This is a genomic window from Sphingomonas panni, assembly GCF_022664435.1.
Classification (GTDB): Bacteria; Pseudomonadota; Alphaproteobacteria; order Sphingomonadales; family Sphingomonadaceae; genus Sphingomonas; species Sphingomonas panni.
On record NZ_JAKREU010000004.1, the window covers coordinates 220,165 to 237,944 of the forward strand.

Annotated in this window: 19 protein-coding genes; 10 read left to right on the plus strand and 9 right to left on the minus strand. The window is 65.0% G+C overall.

Annotated features, from left to right (window positions below; genetic code table 11):
- Positions 1-100 precede the first annotated feature (100 nt).
- From MF609_RS10170 to proC, 5 genes are all read left to right on the plus strand, one after another.
- The gene (locus tag MF609_RS10170) at positions 101-889 is read left to right on the plus strand and encodes a TlyA family RNA methyltransferase (protein WP_242416202.1); all 789 of its coding nucleotides are present in this window, start codon (positions 101-103) and stop codon (positions 887-889) included.
- 39 nt (positions 890-928) lie between these two features.
- Positions 929-1,483, plus strand: coding sequence for a TspO/MBR family protein (locus tag MF609_RS10175; RefSeq protein ID WP_242416319.1), 555 nt, complete (start codon positions 929-931; stop codon positions 1,481-1,483).
- A 46-nt stretch (positions 1,484-1,529) separates the two neighbouring features.
- Positions 1,530-1,826: an accessory factor UbiK family protein gene (locus MF609_RS10180; protein WP_242416203.1), complete on the plus strand. Its 297-nt coding sequence runs from the start codon at positions 1,530-1,532 to the stop codon at positions 1,824-1,826.
- 65 nt (positions 1,827-1,891) lie between these two features.
- Positions 1,892-2,392: a type III secretion system chaperone family protein gene (locus tag MF609_RS10185; RefSeq protein WP_242416204.1), complete on the plus strand. Its 501-nt coding sequence runs from the start codon at positions 1,892-1,894 to the stop codon at positions 2,390-2,392.
- A complete protein-coding gene (gene proC, locus MF609_RS10190; protein WP_242416205.1) occupies positions 2,389-3,195 on the plus strand; it encodes a pyrroline-5-carboxylate reductase in 807 nt (268 codons plus the stop codon). Before MF609_RS10185 ends, proC begins: the two co-directional genes overlap by 4 nt.
- Positions 3,196-3,509: 314 nt before the next feature.
- On the opposite strand, the gene MF609_RS10195 is transcribed toward proC, so the two are convergent.
- Positions 3,510-4,010 carry a MarR family winged helix-turn-helix transcriptional regulator gene (locus MF609_RS10195; RefSeq protein WP_242416206.1) on the minus strand — a complete coding sequence of 167 codons (501 nt, stop codon included), beginning with the start codon at positions 4,008-4,010 and terminating at the stop codon, positions 3,510-3,512.
- Between the two features lie 58 nt (positions 4,011-4,068).
- Here MF609_RS10195 and MF609_RS10200 point away from each other — a divergent pair, with 58 nt between their 5' ends.
- Positions 4,069-5,157, plus strand: a complete 1,089-nt coding sequence (locus tag MF609_RS10200) for a branched-chain amino acid aminotransferase (protein ID WP_242416207.1) — start codon at positions 4,069-4,071, stop codon at positions 5,155-5,157.
- 468 nt (positions 5,158-5,625) lie between these two features.
- Here MF609_RS10200 and MF609_RS10205 read toward each other — a convergent pair whose 3' ends face one another.
- From MF609_RS10205 to MF609_RS10220, 4 genes are all read right to left on the minus strand, one after another.
- Positions 5,626-6,804, minus strand: a complete 1,179-nt coding sequence (locus MF609_RS10205; protein ID WP_242416208.1) for an acetyl-CoA C-acyltransferase — start codon at positions 6,802-6,804, stop codon at positions 5,626-5,628.
- Between the two features lie 18 nt (positions 6,805-6,822).
- Positions 6,823-7,278 carry a MaoC family dehydratase gene (locus MF609_RS10210; RefSeq protein WP_419723092.1) on the minus strand — a complete coding sequence of 152 codons (456 nt, stop codon included), beginning with the start codon at positions 7,276-7,278 and terminating at the stop codon, positions 6,823-6,825.
- 124 nt (positions 7,279-7,402) lie between these two features.
- A complete protein-coding gene (locus MF609_RS10215; protein WP_242416209.1) occupies positions 7,403-8,557 on the minus strand; it encodes a mechanosensitive ion channel family protein in 1,155 nt (384 codons plus the stop codon).
- 9 nt (positions 8,558-8,566) lie between these two features.
- A complete protein-coding gene (locus tag MF609_RS10220; protein WP_242416321.1) occupies positions 8,567-9,535 on the minus strand; it encodes a DNA topoisomerase IB in 969 nt (322 codons plus the stop codon).
- Positions 9,536-9,725: 190 nt separating this feature from the next.
- On the opposite strand from MF609_RS10220, the gene MF609_RS10225 reads away from it, so the two are divergent.
- On the plus strand, positions 9,726-10,280 hold the full coding sequence (locus MF609_RS10225) for a type 1 glutamine amidotransferase domain-containing protein (RefSeq protein WP_242416210.1): 555 nt from the start codon (positions 9,726-9,728) through the stop codon (positions 10,278-10,280).
- A 139-nt stretch (positions 10,281-10,419) separates the two neighbouring features.
- Here MF609_RS10225 and MF609_RS10230 read toward each other — a convergent pair whose 3' ends face one another.
- The 4 genes from MF609_RS10230 to MF609_RS10245 all read right to left on the minus strand — a co-directional run bounded on the left by MF609_RS10230 (position 10,420) and on the right by MF609_RS10245 (position 14,495).
- Positions 10,420-11,475 carry an acyltransferase family protein gene (locus MF609_RS10230; protein WP_242416211.1) on the minus strand — a complete coding sequence of 352 codons (1,056 nt, stop codon included), beginning with the start codon at positions 11,473-11,475 and terminating at the stop codon, positions 10,420-10,422.
- The gene (locus tag MF609_RS10235; protein WP_242416212.1) at positions 11,472-12,827 is read right to left on the minus strand and encodes a DUF5935 domain-containing protein; all 1,356 of its coding nucleotides are present in this window, start codon (positions 12,825-12,827) and stop codon (positions 11,472-11,474) included. Before MF609_RS10235 ends, MF609_RS10230 begins: the two co-directional genes overlap by 4 nt.
- Complete coding sequence (locus tag MF609_RS10240) at positions 12,820-12,960, minus strand: hypothetical protein (RefSeq protein ID WP_242416213.1); 141 nt, start codon at positions 12,958-12,960, stop codon at positions 12,820-12,822. The genes MF609_RS10235 and MF609_RS10240 overlap by 8 nt, the downstream gene beginning before the upstream one ends.
- Before the next feature lie 392 nt (positions 12,961-13,352).
- Positions 13,353-14,495 carry a glycosyltransferase family 4 protein gene (locus tag MF609_RS10245; protein ID WP_242416214.1) on the minus strand — a complete coding sequence of 381 codons (1,143 nt, stop codon included), beginning with the start codon at positions 14,493-14,495 and terminating at the stop codon, positions 13,353-13,355.
- Positions 14,496-14,589: 94 nt separating this feature from the next.
- Between MF609_RS10245 and MF609_RS10250 the strand changes: the two genes are divergently transcribed.
- From MF609_RS10250 to radA, 3 genes are all read left to right on the plus strand, one after another.
- A complete protein-coding gene (locus tag MF609_RS10250; RefSeq protein WP_242416215.1) occupies positions 14,590-14,802 on the plus strand; it encodes a hypervirulence associated TUDOR domain-containing protein in 213 nt (70 codons plus the stop codon).
- Between the two features lie 192 nt (positions 14,803-14,994).
- Entirely contained in the window at positions 14,995-16,095 is a 1,101-nt protein-coding gene (locus MF609_RS10255) for an acyltransferase family protein (RefSeq protein WP_277991165.1), read from the plus strand.
- 137 nt (positions 16,096-16,232) lie between these two features.
- Positions 16,233-17,600 carry a DNA repair protein RadA gene (radA, locus tag MF609_RS10260; RefSeq protein ID WP_242416217.1) on the plus strand — a complete coding sequence of 456 codons (1,368 nt, stop codon included), beginning with the start codon at positions 16,233-16,235 and terminating at the stop codon, positions 17,598-17,600.
- Positions 17,601-17,780 lie beyond the last annotated feature (180 nt).

The window sequence follows — 17,780 nt, forward strand, 5'->3', positions numbered from 1 at the left end:
CTTCCTGCGACCAATCTATTCCTACTTAAAAGATAGGCAATAGCCAATCGACCAGTCGATCAAGGGTTGCGACTGGTCGAAAGCCGCGCCATGCGGGGCCATGGCAAAGCAACGTGCGGACCAGATGCTCGTCGATCGCGGCCTGGCCGAAAGCCGGACGCGGGCACAGGCGCTCATCATGGCGGGACTGGTGTTCGTCGGCGATCGCAAGGTCGATAAGCCGGGGCAGCAGCTCGCACCCGATGCCGCGCTCGACGTGCGCGGGCGCGATCATCCCTGGGTATCGCGCGGCGGGATCAAGCTGGCGCATGGCCTCGACCATTTCGGCTGGGACGTGCGCGATATGGTGGCGATCGACGTCGGGTCGTCGACTGGCGGCTTTACCGACGTGTTGCTGACGCGCGGCGCGGCCCGTGTCTATGCGGTCGACAGCGGTACCAACCAGCTCGCGTGGAAACTGCGGCAGGACCCGCGCGTCATCGTCCACGAACAACTCAGCGCCCGCCTGCTGACCGAAGCCCATATTCCCGAGCCGATCGATCTGGTGGTGTGCGACGCCAGCTTCATCGCGCTGGCCAAGGTGCTGGCAGTGCCGTTGACCTTCGTGAAGCCCGGCGGGCGGTTGCTCGCGCTCATCAAGCCGCAGTTCGAGGCGGGGCGCGAGGAAGTGGGCAAGGGCGGCGTGGTGCGCGATGCCGCGGTCCATACGCGCGTATGTAAAGACGTGGCCGACTGGCTCACCGGCCTCGGCTGGCGGGTCGAGGGGGTCGATCCCAGCCCGATTACCGGGCCGGAGGGCAATATCGAGTTCCTGATCGGTGCCCACGCACCGGAATCGAGCGGTTTGGCTTGCAATGATGCACTGCACACAGCAAGCAATGCGCCCTGAACGGTGGCGCAACGGGCGCTGTCGGGGCTGGGGTGCGGGATGAACGAGATCGCGTCGAAGTGGCAGTTGCGATCAGGATTTCTGCGGCGTGCAGTGGTGTGCGTGCCGTTAATCCTACTGCTGGGATTTACGTCGGGACAGCTGGTCGTCGCTGGGGATGCGAACGGCTGGTACCGGTTGCTGGACCTGCCGGCGATCCGCCCGCCCAACTGGGCGTTCCCGGTCGTCTGGACGATCCTCTACGTCCTGCTGGGTGTCGCGCTGGCGGTGGTGTTGAATGCGCGTGGTGCGCGGGGGCGGGGGATCGCCGTCGCGCTGTTCGTCGTGCAGCTGGCGATGAACCTCGTCTGGTCGCCGCTGTTCTTCGGCGCGCATCAGGTGACGCTGGCGCTCTATCTGATCGTCGCGCTGTTCCTGACCGCGCTGGCCACGACCTTCGCCTTCGACCGCATCCGGCCGCTCGCCGCGTGGCTGCTGGTGCCCTATCTGGTGTGGCTGGTGATCGCCTCGGCGCTCAACTGGCAGATCGACCGGCGCAACCCGAATGCGGAAGCCCTTGTGCCGCCGGCCCATTCCACCCAAATCACGCTTTAGAATCGGGTCGGCGCGACGGTCGCGCGGCCAACCGGAAGGATTTCCCATGCAGTCCGACAACCGCCTGTTCGACGATTTCGCCAAGTTCGTGAACGGGGCCGCCGGCACCCTCGCCGGCATGGCCCGCGAGGGCGAGGCTGCGGCGCGCGAGCGGGCCAAGACCTTCCTCGGCGGGATGGACTTCGTCAGCCGCGACGAATTCGAAGTGGTGAAGGCGATGGCCGTCGCCGCACGCGACGAGGCCGACGCCCTGCGCGCGCGCCTCGATGCGCTGGAGGGCAAGGCCGTGACGACCGCCGCGCCGCCGATCGACAGCACCGGCGCGGGCGAAGGCGCGCTCTGATCCGACGCCCGTGTCCTGCGCCGCGATGCGTGACGTAGGGCACGCAAGCGGCTACAGCACTGGGGATGATGTTGGACGAAGTGGAAGAGGACGGCGACGACGCCGTGCCGATCGATACGCTGGAGCGCTATTTCGCGGCGCACGGCTGGAAGCATGAGCGCGACGGCGACGAGATCGTCGCGCATGTGAAGGGAAGCTGGACCGAGTTCGAACTGCGCGCGATCTGGCGCGGCGAGGACGGCGTACTGCAATTCCTGGCGCTGCCCGACGTCCGCGTCGCCGACGAACGGCGCGCGGCGATCTACGAAACCATCGGTCTCATCAACGAACAGCTGTGGATCGGCCATTTCGAACTGTGGTCGTCGAGCGGCATCCTGCTCTATCGCCATGCCGCGATGCTGCCGGAAGAGCCTGTGCTGACGATCGATCAGGCCGAGATGATGATCGATGCCGCGATCGACGAATGCGAGCGCTTCTACCCGGTGTTCCAGTTCGTGTTGTGGGGCGGCAAAAGCCCCAAGGAAGCGATCGCCGCCTCCATGATCGAGACGCAGGGCGAGGCATGAGCGCACTGCCCGGACCGTTGTGGCTGATCGGTTGCGGCAATATGGGCGGCGCGATGCTCGATCGGTGGATCGCCGACGGCATCGATCCGGCGGCGATCACCGTCGTCACTCGCTCGCCCCGCGACGTGCCGGCCGGCGTGACCCATGCGACCGCGATCCCGCAGGACGGTCCGCCGGCCGTCGTCGTTCTGGCGATCAAGCCGCAGCAGCTCGATACCGTCGCGCCCGATCTCGCTCCGCGGATCGCCAGCGTGCCGCTGCTGGTCTCGATCCTCGCCGGGGTCGAAGAGGCGGCGCTGGCCCAGCGCTTCGATGCTGCCACCATCGTCCGCGCGATGCCCAACCTGCCGGTTGCGATCGGGCAGGGGGTGGTCGCGCTCCATTCGCACGGGCGCGACGATGCTGCCCGCGCGACTGCCGAAGCGTTGATGGCCCCGCTCGGGCTGGTGGAATGGATCGACGATGCCGCGCTGTTCGATGCGGTCACGGCGCTGTCCGGCTGCGGGCCGGGCTTCGTGTTCCGCTTCATCGACGCCATGGCCGCTGCCGGCACCGCACTCGGCCTGCCCGCCGATCAGGCCCAGCGTCTCGCTATCGCTACGGTACAGGGGTCGGCAATGATGGCAGCCGGGTCGGACGCATCGCCCGCAACTCTGGCGGACCGGGTGGCGAGTCCCGGCGGTTCGACGCGGCAGGGGCTGAACGTGCTGGACGAAGGCGATGCGCTCAAGCGCCTGCTGGCGGCAACGCTGGCGGCGTCGGAACGGCGCAACGCGGAAATGGCGGCCGCGGCGCGGGGGTAGCTCGTCTTGATCGAGCCCAGGTCCGATCGACATGCAGTTCGCTGGATGCCGGCCGACTGCTCTATCCCCTATCGTCACTCCCGCGCAGGCGGGAGTCCATATGCGCCAAGGTCGCGAATCCAGCTGAGACGTCAGCGCTTATGGATTCCCGGCTGCGCGGGAGTGACGAACATCCACGATTGTCGCTGATTGTCGATCCGCTCCAGCCAGCATCGTCACCTTCGGCTTGATCCGGGGTCCTGCTTCTTCTTCGATCGCCAACAAAAGCGGGACCCCGGATCAAGTCCGGGGTGACGACGGTGTTTTGGCGCGAACTATCGCCCCAGCGCCGCCACGGCCGCCTTGTCCCCCGCCGGGATCAGCCCCTCCAGCACCGCCCAGAAGCCGCTGACCGCATCCTGCCCCGCGCCCGAATAGGCCCGCGACAGTTTAGCGTTCAGCATCTCGTACAGCCGCGCCTCCAGCGTCTGCCCTTCGGGCGTCAGCTTCAGCAGCCGTTGCCGCGCATCGCGGTCGCCGGCGCGGCTTTCGACCAGGCCACGTCCCGACAGGTCGTTCAGCACGCGCCCGAGCGACTGTTTGGTGATCGCCAGCAACCGCAACAGCTCGCTGACCGACAGGTCGGGCCGCCGCGCGATGAAATACAGCGCACGGTGATGCGCCCGGCCAAGGCTCTGCGCCGCCAGCTCCTCGTCGATGCTGCGCGTCAGATGGCTATAGCCGAAATAGAGCAGCTCGATCCCGCGCCGCACCTCGGCCTCGCGCAGGAACAGGGCGGAGGCGGTCATCGGCTGGGCGGAAGATGGGGCAGTCATGTTGACCATTTGTGCCATCCGGCCTACGCCACCGCAAGCATTCATCCAAGAGGACGCCATGACGCAGCCGAGCTTCGCCTTCGAACCCCATGCGACTCCGGTCGCGGCGAGCGAGCGGGCCGCACGGATCGTCAATCCGGGCTTCGGCCGCGTCTTCACCGACCATATGGCGACAATGCGCTGGTCGGAGGACAAGGGCTGGCACGACGCGAAGATCACCGCGCGCGCACCGATCGTCATGGACCCGGCCGCCGCCGTCCTTCACTATGCGCAGGAAATCTTCGAGGGGCTGAAGGCTTATGCGCTGCCCGATGGCGGTGTCTCGCTGTTCCGCGCCGAACAGAACGCAGCGCGCTTCCGTCGCTCGGCAAAGCGCCTCGCCATGGCCGAACTGCCCGAGGAGCTGTTCGTCGCATCCTGCCGCGAACTGACGCTGACCGAGCGTGACTGGATTCCGGCGGGCGAGGGCAGCGCGCTCTATCTCCGCCCGTTCATGATCGCGAGCGAGACGTTCCTCGGCGTGAAGCCCTCGGCCGAATATCTCTATTGCGTCATCGCCTCGGCGGTCGGCAATTACTGGCCGGGCGGCGCGAAGAGCGTGTCGCTGTGGGTGTCGAAGGAATTCACCCGCGCCGCGCCGGGCGGCACCGGCGACGCCAAGTGCGGCGGCAACTATGCCGCCAGCCTGCTCGCCCAGTCGGAAGCGATCCGGCAGGGCTGCGACCAGGTCGTGTTCCTCGATGCGACCGAACGTCGCTGGGTCGAGGAACTGGGCGGCATGAACATCTTCTTCGTGTTCGACGACGGCACGATGCTGACCCCGCCGCTGACCGGCACGATCCTGCCCGGTATCACCCGCGATTCGATCCTGACGCTGGCACGCGATCAGGGGATCGAGGTCCGCGAGGAACGCTATTCGATCGACCAGTGGCAGGCCGACGCCGCCAGCGGTCGCCTGGTCGAGGCGTTCGCCTGCGGCACCGCCGCCGTCGTGACCCCGATCGGGAAGGTGTCGTCGGCGGACTTCAGCTTCCAGATCGGCGACGGCCAGCCCGGCGAGCGGACGCAGGCGCTGCTCAAGCAGCTGACCGATATCCAGCGCGGTCGCAGCAACGATCCGCATGGCTGGATGCAGCGTATCGGGTGATCCCAAAGCTCTCCCCCTTCCGGGGCGTTTCGGGTGAACAGTGCCCCGCACTGTTCGGCCCATGCCGGGGGCATAAGCGACCCGAAACGGGTTGGGAGAGGGGGCTGTGGTGGTATGCGGCTGATGGGCAAGGCGAGCGCTGATCGCGCCTCATCTCGCACCCGCTCGGTTCTTTACCCCCCCCCGTTTGCTTCGAGCGCAGGTTCGAGCCTGTCGAGAACCGCAGTCGAGAAGGCGGTGCCTCAAACGCCGAAGTTCTCGACGGCCGCTTCTCGACAAGCTCGAAGCTGCTCGAACCGAACGGGGTGGGTAAGGCGCGCTTCCTCGGACGTTTAGGGCGCTGTCCGTCCCACCGAACCCGTCATCCCGGCGCAGGCCGGAATCCATGGACGCGGCACCGTCGCGGTTCCATCGCCAGCACCCGCCAAATCGCATTCCAGCCTGCGCCGGGATGACGGATTGACCGCTTTACAACACCTCGAACAACCCCGCGGCACCCATGCCGCCACCGACGCACATGGTGATGACGACATATTTCACCCCACGCCGCTTGCCCTCGATCAGCGCGTGGCCGGTCATCCGCGCACCCGACATGCCATAAGGATGGCCGATGGAAATCGCACCGCCATTGACGTTCAGCCGGTCGTTCGGAATGCCCAGCACGTCCTGGCAATGCAGCACCTGCACCGCGAATGCCTCGTTCAATTCCCACAGGCCGATATCGTCGGTCTTCAGCCCGAAGCGTTCGAGCAGCTTGGGCACCGCATAGACCGGGCCGATGCCCATCTCGTCCGGCTTGGTGCCCGCCACCGCCATGCCGACATAGCGGCCGAGCGGCTGCAACCCGCGCGCCGCCGCGACCGTTTCCTCCATTACCACACAGGCCGACGATCCGTCGGACAACTGGCTGGCATTGCCCGCGGTGATGACCGCCTGTTCGCCCAGCACCGGCTTCAGCGATTGCAGCCCCTCCAGCGTCGTATCGGCGCGGTTGCCCTCGTCCTTGGTCATTGTGACCTCACGGCTCGACACTTCTTTCGTCGCCTTGTCGACGACGTTCATCGTCGCGGTCACGGGCACTAGTTCGGCATCGAACAGCCCGGCCGCCTGCGCCGCGGCAGTGCGCTGCTGCGACTGGAGCGCATAGGCGTCCTGCCGCTCGCGCGAGATGCCGTAGCGCTGGGCGACGATCTCGGCGGTCTGCAGCATCGGCATGTAGATGTCGCCATGCATCGCCAGCAGTTCCGGGTCGGGCGCAATGCGCATCTGCGGCGTCTGCACCAGGCTGATCGACTCCACGCCGCCCGCGACGCAGATGTCCATCCGGTCATGGACGATCTGCTTGGCGGCGGTGGCGATCGCCATCAGTCCGCTCGCGCATTGCCGGTCGATCGACATGCCCGACACGCTGATCGGCAGTCCGGCGCGCAGTGACGCGTTGCGGGCGACGTTGTTCGCCTGATGCCCCTGCTGCATCGCCGCCCCCAGCAGCGCGTCGTCGACCTCCGCGCCATCGATTCCGGCGCGTTCGACGGCGGCGCGGATCGAATGGGCGGCCAGCGTCGGTGCCGGCAGGTTGTTGAATGCCCCGCGATAGGCGCGGCCGATGGGCGTACGGGCGGTCGATACGATGACGGCAGAGCGCATGGAAATTCCTTGACGGCTTCAGGTGAAGAACTGGCTGATCCATTCGGCGATCAGCGCGGGCTTGTCGGTGCCGTCGACCTCGACGGCATATTCGGTCGTCCGCTGCCATTGTCCGGGACGCTTCTCGTCCAGCTCCAGCAGCGTGAAGCGGCCACGAATGCGCGATCCCGAACGGACTGGGCTGAGGAAGCGGGTACGGTTGCCGCCATAATTGACCTCCATCCGCGCGTCGGTGACACGCGGCAGGTCGGTCGTCGCTGCCAGCCGGGGCATGAGCGACAGCAGCAGGAAGCCATGCGCGATGGTGCCGCCGAACGGAGTCGCGGCGGCGGCGACCGGGTCGACATGGATGAACTGGCGATCGCCGGTCGCGTCGGCAAAGGCGTCGATCATCGCCTGGTCCAGCACGATCCAGTCCGACCGCCATACGCCACCGACCTGCGCCGCCATCTCCGTTGCCGTAATCTCGGCCACCACGATCCTCTCCCGATCTTTCGGGCGATCATAGCGTAGCGGCGACGCCCCGCAAGGCGTGACGCACCGGAAAATCTAAAAGTGCCGTATATCGGGATTGGTAAGGCAAACCTGATCTTCGAAATCAGGGATGGGCTTCGACCGGATCGACGATCGTGCCATCCGCCCGTGCGTTCAGATTCACCTGGGTCGGATAGGCGATCTCGATTCCCTCGGCGGCGAAGCGGCGCAGGATTGCGACGCCGACCGCGGTCCGCCCGTCATAGAAGGCGACGTAATCCGCACCGGCGGAATCGAACAGCAGCTCGAAATCGATGCTCGACGCGCCGAAGCCGATCAGGCCGCAGCGCACGAACACCCGGTCCTCCGCCTCGACCACCTCGCGCAGCATCGCCGGAATGCGCGCGCAGGTTTCGGCATCGGTCTGATAGGTGACGCCGATCACGAAAGACGCCCGGCGATGGGCGCGGCGGGTGTTGTTGGTGATTTCCTTGTCGAGCAGGTTCTTGTTCGAAATAATCCGCTCCTCGCCGGTCACCGAGCGGATGCGGGTCGACTTCAACCCGATTTCGGCGATCGCGCCGTTGGTCTGGTCGTAGCTGACATTGTCCCCGCGCCGGAACGGCTTGTCGAAGATGATCGACAGCGCGGCGAACAGGTCGGCGAAGATGCCCTGCGCCGCCAGACCGATCGCGATGCCGCCGACCCCCAGCCCCGCGACGAGGCCGGTGACGTTCACGCCCAGATTGTCCAGCACCACGATCAGCGCGATGGCGAACAGCGCGAACGTCACCAGCAGCCGGATCAGCCCCATGGCGGACGCCAGCGCCTCGCCATGATAGCTGTTGCTCGCCGTCCGCCGCTCGACCGCGCCCAGGATGACCTCGCGCGCCCAGATCGCCGCCTGGAACACCGCAGCGACGGTGAACAAAAACTCGATCGTCGCCGTCACCATCGGCGGCGCGCTGGCATAGCCGTCGACCAGCTTGGCCGCGAGCATCACCATGAAGAACAGTCCGGTCCGCCCGATGGCACGACCGACCACGCTGCCCCAGCCGGCGCGCTCGTCCTGCGCCAGTTTCATCGCCCAGCGACGAAGCACCAGCAGAACGACGACGATCAGTGCGCCGACGCCCAGCGCGATCAGCACCTGCAGCCAGTTCTCGGCGATCCACCGCGCGCTGTCCTGCAGCAGCAAGCGGGCCTGGGCCTGCGCCTGTCCGGCATTGAATCCCTGTTCGACCGTCGCGGCGGGCGATGCGCTGTTCTTTACACTCATGACGTCCTTTCAGGCTGCGGCAGCGACGCCGTCCTGCGCCTCCAGCAGCGCGATCAGCCCGCGTTCGTGGCGGCTGAGATATTTCGCCGAACGCGGCAGGCGCAGCGTATCGCGAAACGCGCCTTGTCCGTCCTTGACCAGATCGATCAGTAGCGGATGGACATAGGATTTACGCGCGATCGCCGGCGTATTGCCTAGCGCATCGACCACCGGGCCGAGCATCGTCTTCAGGCTGATATCCTCGTCCGCCTCGGCCAGCGTCGCAAAGGCCAGCACGCTCGCGCCCCAGGTGCGGAAATGCTTGGCGGTGAAGTCGCCGCCCATCGCCTCGCGGATATAGGCGTTGACGTCGCTGGAGGTGACCGGATGCGTTTCCCCCTCGGCATCGACCCAGCGGAACAGATGCTGTCCGGGCAGGTCCTGGCATTTCCGCACGAAACTGGCGAGCGACCGGTCGGTGATGGTCAGCACGCGCATCTTGCCCGACTTGGCGCGATATTGCAGCTTGAGGCGGGTACCGGTCAGCTTGGCGTGCCGCTTGCGCAGCGTCGTCGCGCCGAAGCTCTTGTTGACGCGGGCATAGCCTTCGTTCCCGACCCGCACCCGGCCGAGATCGAGCAGCCGCACCACCGCCGCCACCGCCCGGTCGCGCGACAGTGCACGCTTGGCGAGGTCGCGTTCGACCTGCGCACGCAGTTTCGGCAGCGCATGGCCGAAGGCGGCGCAGCGGTCATACTTCGCGCTTTCCTGCGCGGCGCGGAAATCGGCGTGATAGCGATATTGCTTGCGGCCCTTTTCGTCCCAGCCGATTGCCTGGATATGGCCGGCGGGATCGGGGCAGAACCATGCATCGCGATAGGCCGGCGGCAGGCCGATGGCATTCAGCCGCTCGATTTCTTCCTTGTCGGTGATCCGGTCGCCGTCGGGGTCGTAATAGCCCCAGCCGTTGGTCAGCTTGCGCCGCGTGATGCCGGGCATCTCGCAGTCCGAAAACACGCAGCCGGCGGGGCAGGGGAGGTCGTCGTCGGCGGACTCGGTCGGGCTGTCCCTGCGCATGTCCCGATCAATGTTCGGCTCGTCGCTTCGTTCCGGCAACCGTCCGTGGCCAGCGGAACCGACATGGGTCGAGCCGGTTACGACGGGACCACCCCGCACAGGAGAATCCCCCATGGCCGACCTCGCCAATGCCCGCGTGCTGATCCTCGCCACCGACGGGTTCGAGGAATCCGAACTGTTCGATCCGCGTCAGGCGCTGCTGGACGCCGGTGCCACCGTGACGCTGGCATCGATCAAGACCGACCCGATCCAGGGCGTCGTCAACGACAGCGAAAAGGCGCGGACGATCACCCCCGACCTGACGCTCGATGCGGTCGATACCGAAGAATTCGACATGCTGCTGCTGCCCGGCGGCGTCGGCAACCCGGATGCCCTGCGTATTCAGGAACGCGCGGTCGAGATCGTCAGCGAATTCATGGACGACGACAAGATCGTCGCCGCCATCTGCCACGCCCCGTGGCTGCTGGTCGAAGCGGACGTCGTCGACGGCCGCCGCGTCACGAGCTGGCCGTCGGTACGCACCGACCTAGAGAATGCCGGGGCCGATGTGGTCGACGAAGAGGTCGTGATCGACGGCAACCTCATCACCAGCCGCAAGCCCGACGACATCCCCGCCTTTTCGAAAGCGGTGATCGAGGCGCTGCAGAGCGAACTCGCCGAAGCGTGAGCTGAGGGCGGGGCGGGTCCAGACCCGCCCCGTTCGCCCCACCGAAATGGTCATCCCAGCGAAGGCTGGGATCTCCCGGTAATGGAGCGCCCTCCTCGCCGCACGAGGCCCCAGCCTTCGCTGGGGCGACGACTCTGACTTACGCCACCGCCACCCGCCGCCGATCCCCCATCCGGTTCAACCATGTCTGCGCCGGCCGCTCGACCCCCCGATACAGCAGCTCCGACGAAGCGATCACCGCCACGACATACAGCGCCAGCACCCACAAGGGCGCATCGGTCGCATCCTGCACCAGCAGCAGCTTGAACACGAACCACAGCAGGAAATGGCCGAGATAGGTCGCATAGCTGATCTCGCCCAGCCGATAGATCGGCCGCCATTCCAGCGGGTTGCCGCGCCGGTTCGACGTGATCCCGGCGGCCAGCAACAGGCACGCCAGCGCGGCCGGCAGCGAATGTCCTTCCGACAAGAGCTTCAGCCCCCAGCAGGCCGCCAGCCCCAGCGCGATCACCACCGCGACGACCGCAATTCCGTCCCGCCCCTGCCAGCGCAGCCACAGCGCGCCGATCGCGGTGCCGGCGGCGAACTGTATGACGCAGCGGATGACGGCGAAGCGTTGCAGGTCGCTACCCAGCCCGTCCTGTCCGGCCATCGGCAGCAGGCCGAACAACAGCACCGCGACGAACCCGATCAGCACCACGCTCGGCACCTTCCGCCAATCGACCGCCACCGCCAGCAGGGGGAACAGCAGATAGGCGGCGGATTCGGCGGAGATCGACCATGCCGGATCGTTCCATTTCAGCGGATCGACGAACCCCCAGCTTTGCAGCAGCACGATATGCAGCGGCAGTTCGGCAAAGGGAAAGCGGTCGATATTGCGCCCGGTCGCCGCCAGCACGCTCGCCAGCATCACCGCACAGGCCAGCACGAACAGATGTAGCGGCCAGATGCGCGCCATCCGTTTCCACAGGAACCGCCCCGCGACCGGAAAGCCGCCCTCCGCAAAGCGCCGGCCCCACGATAGCCAGATGACGAAACCCGATAGCAGGAAGAAGAAATCGACCGCCAGATAGCCCTTGGCGATGGCGGATTCGACCGCCGGATGCATCTCCGCCATCGATCCGCGCAGGTGGAACAGCACGACCCACCATGCGGCAAGGCCGCGCGCACCGGTCAGCGCCTTCAATTCGTTCATGCGGTCACCGCCCCCTTCTTGCGCCGCTGGATCGGAGCCCAGGCCTGATCGGCCCGTTTGCGCGCCAGATAGGTGTCGAGGCCGATCTGCGCGCCGATCAGCATGAAGACGAACGGCTGGAAGGCGATGGCGACGAAATTCGCGCCGAACAGATAGACGATATGCCCGTTCTGCAGCGCGGCGGCCAGCGGGACGACCCACGCCTCGCCCTCCGCCGCCTTGGCATAGCGTCGGCGCAGCACCTCCATACGGAACAGCCCGCCCAGATTGATCGCCAGCCACATCAGCAGCCCGGGATAGCCCTGTTCGCCCAGCATCTCGAAATAGGCCGAGTGATAGGCACGCCCGGCATCGACCTCCAGGCTGCGCTCGACCGTCTGGTTGCCCGCCTCGCCGACCACCGCGACCTTTTCATAGCGGATGCGGTTCTGAAGATAGGCGACGAAGCCTCCGCCGAACGGGTTCTGCTTCACATAGTCGAGCGTCCACATCCACACCGCGAGGCGGGTCGATGCCGATGCGTCGGACTGGTAGGTGCCGATCGTCTCCATCCGCTGGGTAAAGGCCGACGGCAGGAACGGCACCGCCATCAACCCCGCCGCGCCCGCCAGCGCGAGATAGGTCAGCCGCCGCTTCACGTCGCGCAGCATCAGCACGCCGAGCAGCACGATGCACAACAGCCCGGTCCGCGTCGACGTGCCGACCGGGATCAGCAGGCAGGAAAAGACCAGCGCGTAGCAAAATGCTCGCACCCGCCAGTCGGGGGCGAACACCGTGCCGAACCTGCTGAACCACAGGATCAGCGGGATGATCGCGATGGCAACCGTCGAGATCGTCGACCCTTCGTACAGGCCGGCATTGTTCGACACCATCAGGTTCAGCTCGCCATATCCGCCGCCCGATCCCAGCGTCTTGATGCCCCCGACGATGATGATCGACGCCGCCGACAGCACCATGAACAGCAGCAGCGATTCGATGCGCAGCTTGGTCCTGAGCGTCAGCGGGAGGAAGATGGCGAAGGCCAGCGCCTTCCACACCCATTCCCATTTGAACTGCGCCTCGACCGGGAAATCGGCGGTCTTGGTCGTCCAGAAACAATAGAGCAGCAGCGCGAGCATCAGGAACTGGCGCGGTGCCATCCGCGTGTCGCGCTTGTCGTCCACCGCGACCCATGCCAGCACGGCAAGGCCGCAGGCGATCAGCGAGATCGGCACCGAATTGAGCAGCAGATAGGTCAGCCGCTGCGGCGACACGATGTCGATATAGACATAGGTCAGCACGAACACGAACGGCTTGCGAAACCCTGCCGCGAACAACAAACCCAGGAATGCGACGAAGACGAGGTCACGCACCGAAGCGATCCCGGCCTTTACGCGGGCTATCGTCGCGCACCCGCTCGTCGTCGAGGTCCGGCCGCCGCAACAATCGCCACGCCGCGATCAGCATCAGGAGGTGGGTCAGCCCCAGCGAGAAATTGTCGATCATCGGCGTGGGGCCCCTAACGTCTTCCGCAGCGATAGCGGACACCGGTTGATGCGACGTTAAGCGATTGGCGGGGCAGGGGTCGAGCGCGGTACGATCCGGTAGCGGTTGCCCGCTAACGTCCGTCGCCACCAACGTCGCGCGCCACCCGCGTCCCTCGCCAAAAACGTCATCCCAGCGAAGGCTGGGATCTCCCGGTAAGGGAACGCGCTCCTCGCCGCGGGATGCCCCAGCCTACGCTGGGGCAACGCTTGAACGAAGCCCAGGCTTACCGCCAACATCGCACGCCAAAAACGTCATCCCAGCGAAGGCTGGGATCTCCCGGTAACGGAGCGCGCTCCTCTCCGCGGGATGCCCCGGCCTATGCTGGGGCGACGCTTCAACGGAGCGTGGACTTACCCCCGAACGATCCCCAGATACGCATCCAGCACCGACTGGTTCGCCGTATCCCAGCGATAGCCCTTCGCCGCCTCATGGCCCGCCAGACCCATGCGCCAGCGCAGGTCGGCATCCTCGCACAGCCGCGCGATCGCATCGGCATAGGCGGCCACGTCGCGCGGCGGCACCAGGAAGCCGGTCGTGCGATCCTCGACCATGCCGACCGCTCCGGTCGCACGCGCGGCGACCACCGGCACGCCCGCCGCCATCGCCTCCAGCGTGACGTTGCCGAACGTCTCGGTGATCGACGGGTTGAAGAACACGTCCATCGACGCGACCGCACGGCCCAGATCGTCGCCCGCCTGGAACCCGGCGAACACCGCGTGCGGCACGCGTTCGGCGAACCAGTCGCGCGCAGGGCCTTCGCCGATCACGAGGATGCGATGCTTGACCCCGCGCCGCTGCAATTCGGTCGCGACGTCCGAAAAGACGTCCAGCCCCTTTTCCAGCACCAGCCGCCCGAGAAAGCTGACCGCTACCTCGTCATCGCCGATGCCCAGCGAGCGCCGCCAGTCGAGATCGCGCATCGCCGGGCTGAACCGCTGGTGATCGACCCCGCGCGACCAGATGCCGATGGGGGAGGTGACGCCCCATTCGCGCAGCAGATCGGCCATGCCGCGTCCGGGCACCATCACCTGATCGGCGCGATTGTAGAACCGCTTCGACAGCGCGACCGCGACCGGCTCCAGAAACCCGATGCCATAATATTGCGGATAGGTTTCGAACCGCGTGTGCAGCGAGGCGAGGGTCGCGATCCCCTTGTCCCGGCCCCAGCTCAAGGCGCGATGCCCGAGAATATCCGGTGCGGAAACATGGACGATATTCGGCGCGAACGCCGTCAGGTCGGCCCGCGTCTTCGCGGTCAGCCCGCGCGCCAGCTTATACTCGCCCCGCCCGCCGGGCATCCCATAGGCGGGCACGCTGACCAGATCGCCGGTCGGCGGAAAGGCCGGCTTGTCGGTCGTCGGCGAATAGACGCGCAGCGTCACGCCATGGTCGAGCAGGTGACGCGCCAGACGATTGAGCGCCTGGTTGGCGCCATCGCGGACATAATTATAGTTTCCGCTGAACATCGCGACGCGGAGCTGGGAAGGCCTCATCCGCGTGCCCATAGCGCCGGAACGCTCCGTACGCCACCGGAACGCTTGCCCGCTCCAACGGGTTGACCCCGCCGGTAAAACAGGAGCGGACACCATGAGCGACAGCTACAAGAAGGGCCAGACCGTCAAATGGTCGTGGGGCAACGGTACGGCGGAGGGCAAGGTTGAGGAACGCTTCGACCGCCGCGTGCAGCGCACGATCAAGGGCAGCAAGATCACCAAGAACGGCACCAAGGACAACCCAGCCTATCTGATCGAACAGGACGACGGCACCAAGGTTCTGAAGCGCGGCAGCGAACTGGAATAGCGAATGAGCGCTATTATTAATTGGCAAGATTCTGGTGCAAAAATAATATCTTCCAGTACGGGCCGAGCCAAGTTCGACCGGTACGGGAACTCTGCTGAAATCAACCTTCGGGCGACATCAATCCAGGTAGCCTTCATACAAAAGGATGATAGTATATTTTCTTAGGGTGAATGAAAATAGTGAATGCAGCCTATGCCAGTCACCGCCAAGATCCGTTCCTTTCATGGTCTACGGGGACTAATGGCGTGGTGGGTCGTGATCGGCCATCTCTCGCTGGCGCTCGGCTGGAAATTGCCGATCATAGACAACAACAAGTTGGCTGTTGATGTTTTCATCATATTGTCTGGATTCGTAATAGCTTTGCTCGTCGTTCGTAAGGGTGAGTCGTACGTAGCCTATTTAATCCGACGCGGATTTCGTATTTTTCCGCTATATTTGCTTACCTTGGCGATATCTGTTCTACTGCTTCCTGTTCAATTGGATGCGTGGCGGAGTCTGCCGGCCAATGCCACCAATAGCGTAAGGATAACGTTGGCGAATGAGGCTTTGGCGAACCTACCGTTTCATTTGGCGACCCACATTCCCCTGTTGCAGGGACTAGTTCCGAATCGTCTCGGGCAGGGCGCGGCTTACACCGTAATTGGCCAAGCTTGGAGCATATCTTTGGAATGGCAATTCTACCTGATTGCTCCGCTCGTTCTATCACTTTTAATCCATAGAAAGTGGCTGTTCGTTATAATATTGGTATTGTTACTTTCCTTTTTGTCACGCTGGTTTGGTGACGCGTTTATTGGTTCAAAAATACTACTTTTTTTGGTAGGTATCGGATCATACCTTAGCGTTCACTATCACGGTTCAAGAATATATTTGGTAGTCGCTCTACTGTGCGGTGGGCTGACCATCCTTGTAGATGGCTTCTACCAGCTAGTTCCTCTGGGAATTTGGTCGCTTGTTGTCATCTCTTCGATCTGTCCATTGCATAGCGCAGGACACGTTCTCGCCCGTGTTCTGGCTGCAAAAATTCCGTATCATTTGGGTGAAATATCTTACTCTGTTTACCTACTGCATATGATTCCGCTCTATGGAACGGCCTATCTCTGCTTGGTGAATGGGTTTGACGGAGTGATATCGCATTTTATGATCGCTATTTCGACAATCATAGTCACTTATGTCCTGTCGCTTGTGACGTATCTCTTCGTCGAGAAGCCGTGCATCTCCGCCGGCGCAGCGCTGACTGCAACGCTACAACCCAATCACGAAGAGGTGGATCGCGGAAGCCTGCCGGTTCGTTGAGCGAAAGGTCCGGCAGGAACACTGTGCAGATCGTACGACGCCTTGCAGTTCTGCTCCGTTGCATGCCACTGGAATGTTGAGAACCTCGCATGATCTGAAATATTCCCCTTTCGTTCCGCATCTGCTAGGCGGGCGCCATGGCAAAACCCCAGAAGCGCTACGTCTGTCAGCAATGCGGATCGGTTTCCTCGAAATGGGCGGGGCAATGCGCCGATTGCGGCGACTGGAACACGCTGGTCGAGGATGCCGGCGCGGTCGTCACGCCCTTTTCGGCGCGGCATAATCTGCAGAGCGGGGGGCGGCCGATCCTGTTGTCTGGGTTGGACACCGACATCGCGCTGCCCGAACGGCTGAAGACCGAGATCGCCGAACTGGATCGCGCGCTGGGGGGCGGCTTTGTCGAGGGATCGGCGACGCTGATCGGTGGCGATCCCGGCATCGGCAAATCGACGCTCCTGTTGCAGGCGGCGGCCAAGCTCGCGCTCGCCGGCAAGAGCGTCGCCTATGTCTCGGGCGAGGAAGCCGCCGATCAGGTCCGCCTGCGTGCCCGCCGCCTGGGGCTGGGCAACGCCCCGGTGCAACTCGCTGCCGCGACCTCGGTCCGCGACATCCTGACGACCTTCGGCGGATCGGCCGCGCCCGACCTGCTCATCATCGATTCGATCCAGACGATGCACAGCGACCTGATCGAAGGGGCGCCCGGCACCGTCAGCCAGGTGCGCGCGTCGTCGGGCGAACTGATCCGCTTCGCCAAGGAACGCGGCACCGCCGTCGTGCTGGTCGGCCATGTCACCAAGGACGGGTCGATCGCCGGCCCGCGCGTCCTCGAACATATGGTCGATACGGTGCTGGCGTTCGAGGGCGAGCGCAGCCACCAGTATCGCATCCTGCGCGCCGTGAAGAACCGCTTCGGCGGCACCGACGAAATCGGCGTCTTCGCGATGGAAAGCGAAGGATTGTCCGAAGTGTCAAATCCTTCGTCGCTATTCCTCACAAGCCGTGACGAGAACGTTACCGGCACGGTCGTCTTCCCCGCGCTGGAGGGGACCCGCCCGGTACTGGTCGAGGTGCAGGCGCTGACCGTCCGCTTGGCGTCCGGCGCGACCCCGCGGCGCGCGGTCGTCGGCTGGGATTCCGGCCGCCTCGCGATGATCCTCGCCGTGCTGGAGGCGCGGTGCGGATTGGCCTTCGCCACTGCCGAAGTCTATCTCAACATCGCCGGCGGCTACCGCGTGACCGATCCCGCCGCCGATCTCGCCGTCGCGGCGGCGCTGGTCTCGGCGCTGTCCGAACGCCCGGTGCCGTCCGACGCCATCGTCTTCGGCGAGATTGCACTGTCTGGCGAGGTTCGCCCCGTCGCCCACGGCGCATTGCGGCTGAAGGAAGCGGGCAAGCTCGGCTTCTCGCGCGCACTGGCCCCGGCGGCACAGGCGGAGGGCGGGGCGGTGAAACTGTCCGGGTTCAAGGACCTGCCGAGGTTCGTCGACTATATGCTCGGCCGCTAGATTCCGATCCACGCCGCTTGAACGAGGCGTCATCCCAGCGAAGGCTGGGATCTCTCGATGATAGCACGGGACAAGAGCCGCTTGAGGCCCCAGCCTTCGCTGGGGCGACGTTCTTCGCGAGATCGATCAAACGACTCATCTGTCCGCCATGGTGAGGATAAGGCGCCACCCCGCCGTCTC

Bases quoted from the DNA above. Each gene is read 5' to 3' on its own strand.
- MF609_RS10170 (WP_242416202.1), top strand. From the start codon at position 101: ATGGCAAAGCAACGTGCGGACCAGATGCTCGTCGATCGCGGCCTGGCC.
- MF609_RS10175 (WP_242416319.1), top strand. From the start codon at position 929: ATGAACGAGATCGCGTCGAAGTGGCAGTTGCGATCAGGATTTCTGCGG.
- MF609_RS10180 (WP_242416203.1), top strand. From the start codon at position 1,530: ATGCAGTCCGACAACCGCCTGTTCGACGATTTCGCCAAGTTCGTGAAC.
- MF609_RS10185 (WP_242416204.1), top strand. From the start codon at position 1,892: ATGATGTTGGACGAAGTGGAAGAGGACGGCGACGACGCCGTGCCGATC.
- proC (WP_242416205.1), top strand. From the start codon at position 2,389: ATGAGCGCACTGCCCGGACCGTTGTGGCTGATCGGTTGCGGCAATATG.
- MF609_RS10195 (WP_242416206.1), bottom strand. From the start codon at position 4,010: ATGACTGCCCCATCTTCCGCCCAGCCGATGACCGCCTCCGCCCTGTTC.
- MF609_RS10200 (WP_242416207.1), top strand. From the start codon at position 4,069: ATGACGCAGCCGAGCTTCGCCTTCGAACCCCATGCGACTCCGGTCGCG.
- MF609_RS10205 (WP_242416208.1), bottom strand. From the start codon at position 6,804: ATGCGCTCTGCCGTCATCGTATCGACCGCCCGTACGCCCATCGGCCGC.
- MF609_RS10215 (WP_242416209.1), bottom strand. From the start codon at position 8,557: ATGAGTGTAAAGAACAGCGCATCGCCCGCCGCGACGGTCGAACAGGGA.
- MF609_RS10220 (WP_242416321.1), bottom strand. From the start codon at position 9,535: ATGCCCGGCATCACGCGGCGCAAGCTGACCAACGGCTGGGGCTATTAC.
- MF609_RS10225 (WP_242416210.1), top strand. From the start codon at position 9,726: ATGGCCGACCTCGCCAATGCCCGCGTGCTGATCCTCGCCACCGACGGG.
- MF609_RS10230 (WP_242416211.1), bottom strand. From the start codon at position 11,475: ATGAACGAATTGAAGGCGCTGACCGGTGCGCGCGGCCTTGCCGCATGG.
- MF609_RS10240 (WP_242416213.1), bottom strand. From the start codon at position 12,960: ATGATCGACAATTTCTCGCTGGGGCTGACCCACCTCCTGATGCTGATC.
- MF609_RS10245 (WP_242416214.1), bottom strand. From the start codon at position 14,495: ATGAGGCCTTCCCAGCTCCGCGTCGCGATGTTCAGCGGAAACTATAAT.
- MF609_RS10250 (WP_242416215.1), top strand. From the start codon at position 14,590: ATGAGCGACAGCTACAAGAAGGGCCAGACCGTCAAATGGTCGTGGGGC.
- MF609_RS10255 (WP_277991165.1), top strand. From the start codon at position 14,995: ATGCCAGTCACCGCCAAGATCCGTTCCTTTCATGGTCTACGGGGACTA.
- radA (WP_242416217.1), top strand. From the start codon at position 16,233: ATGGCAAAACCCCAGAAGCGCTACGTCTGTCAGCAATGCGGATCGGTT.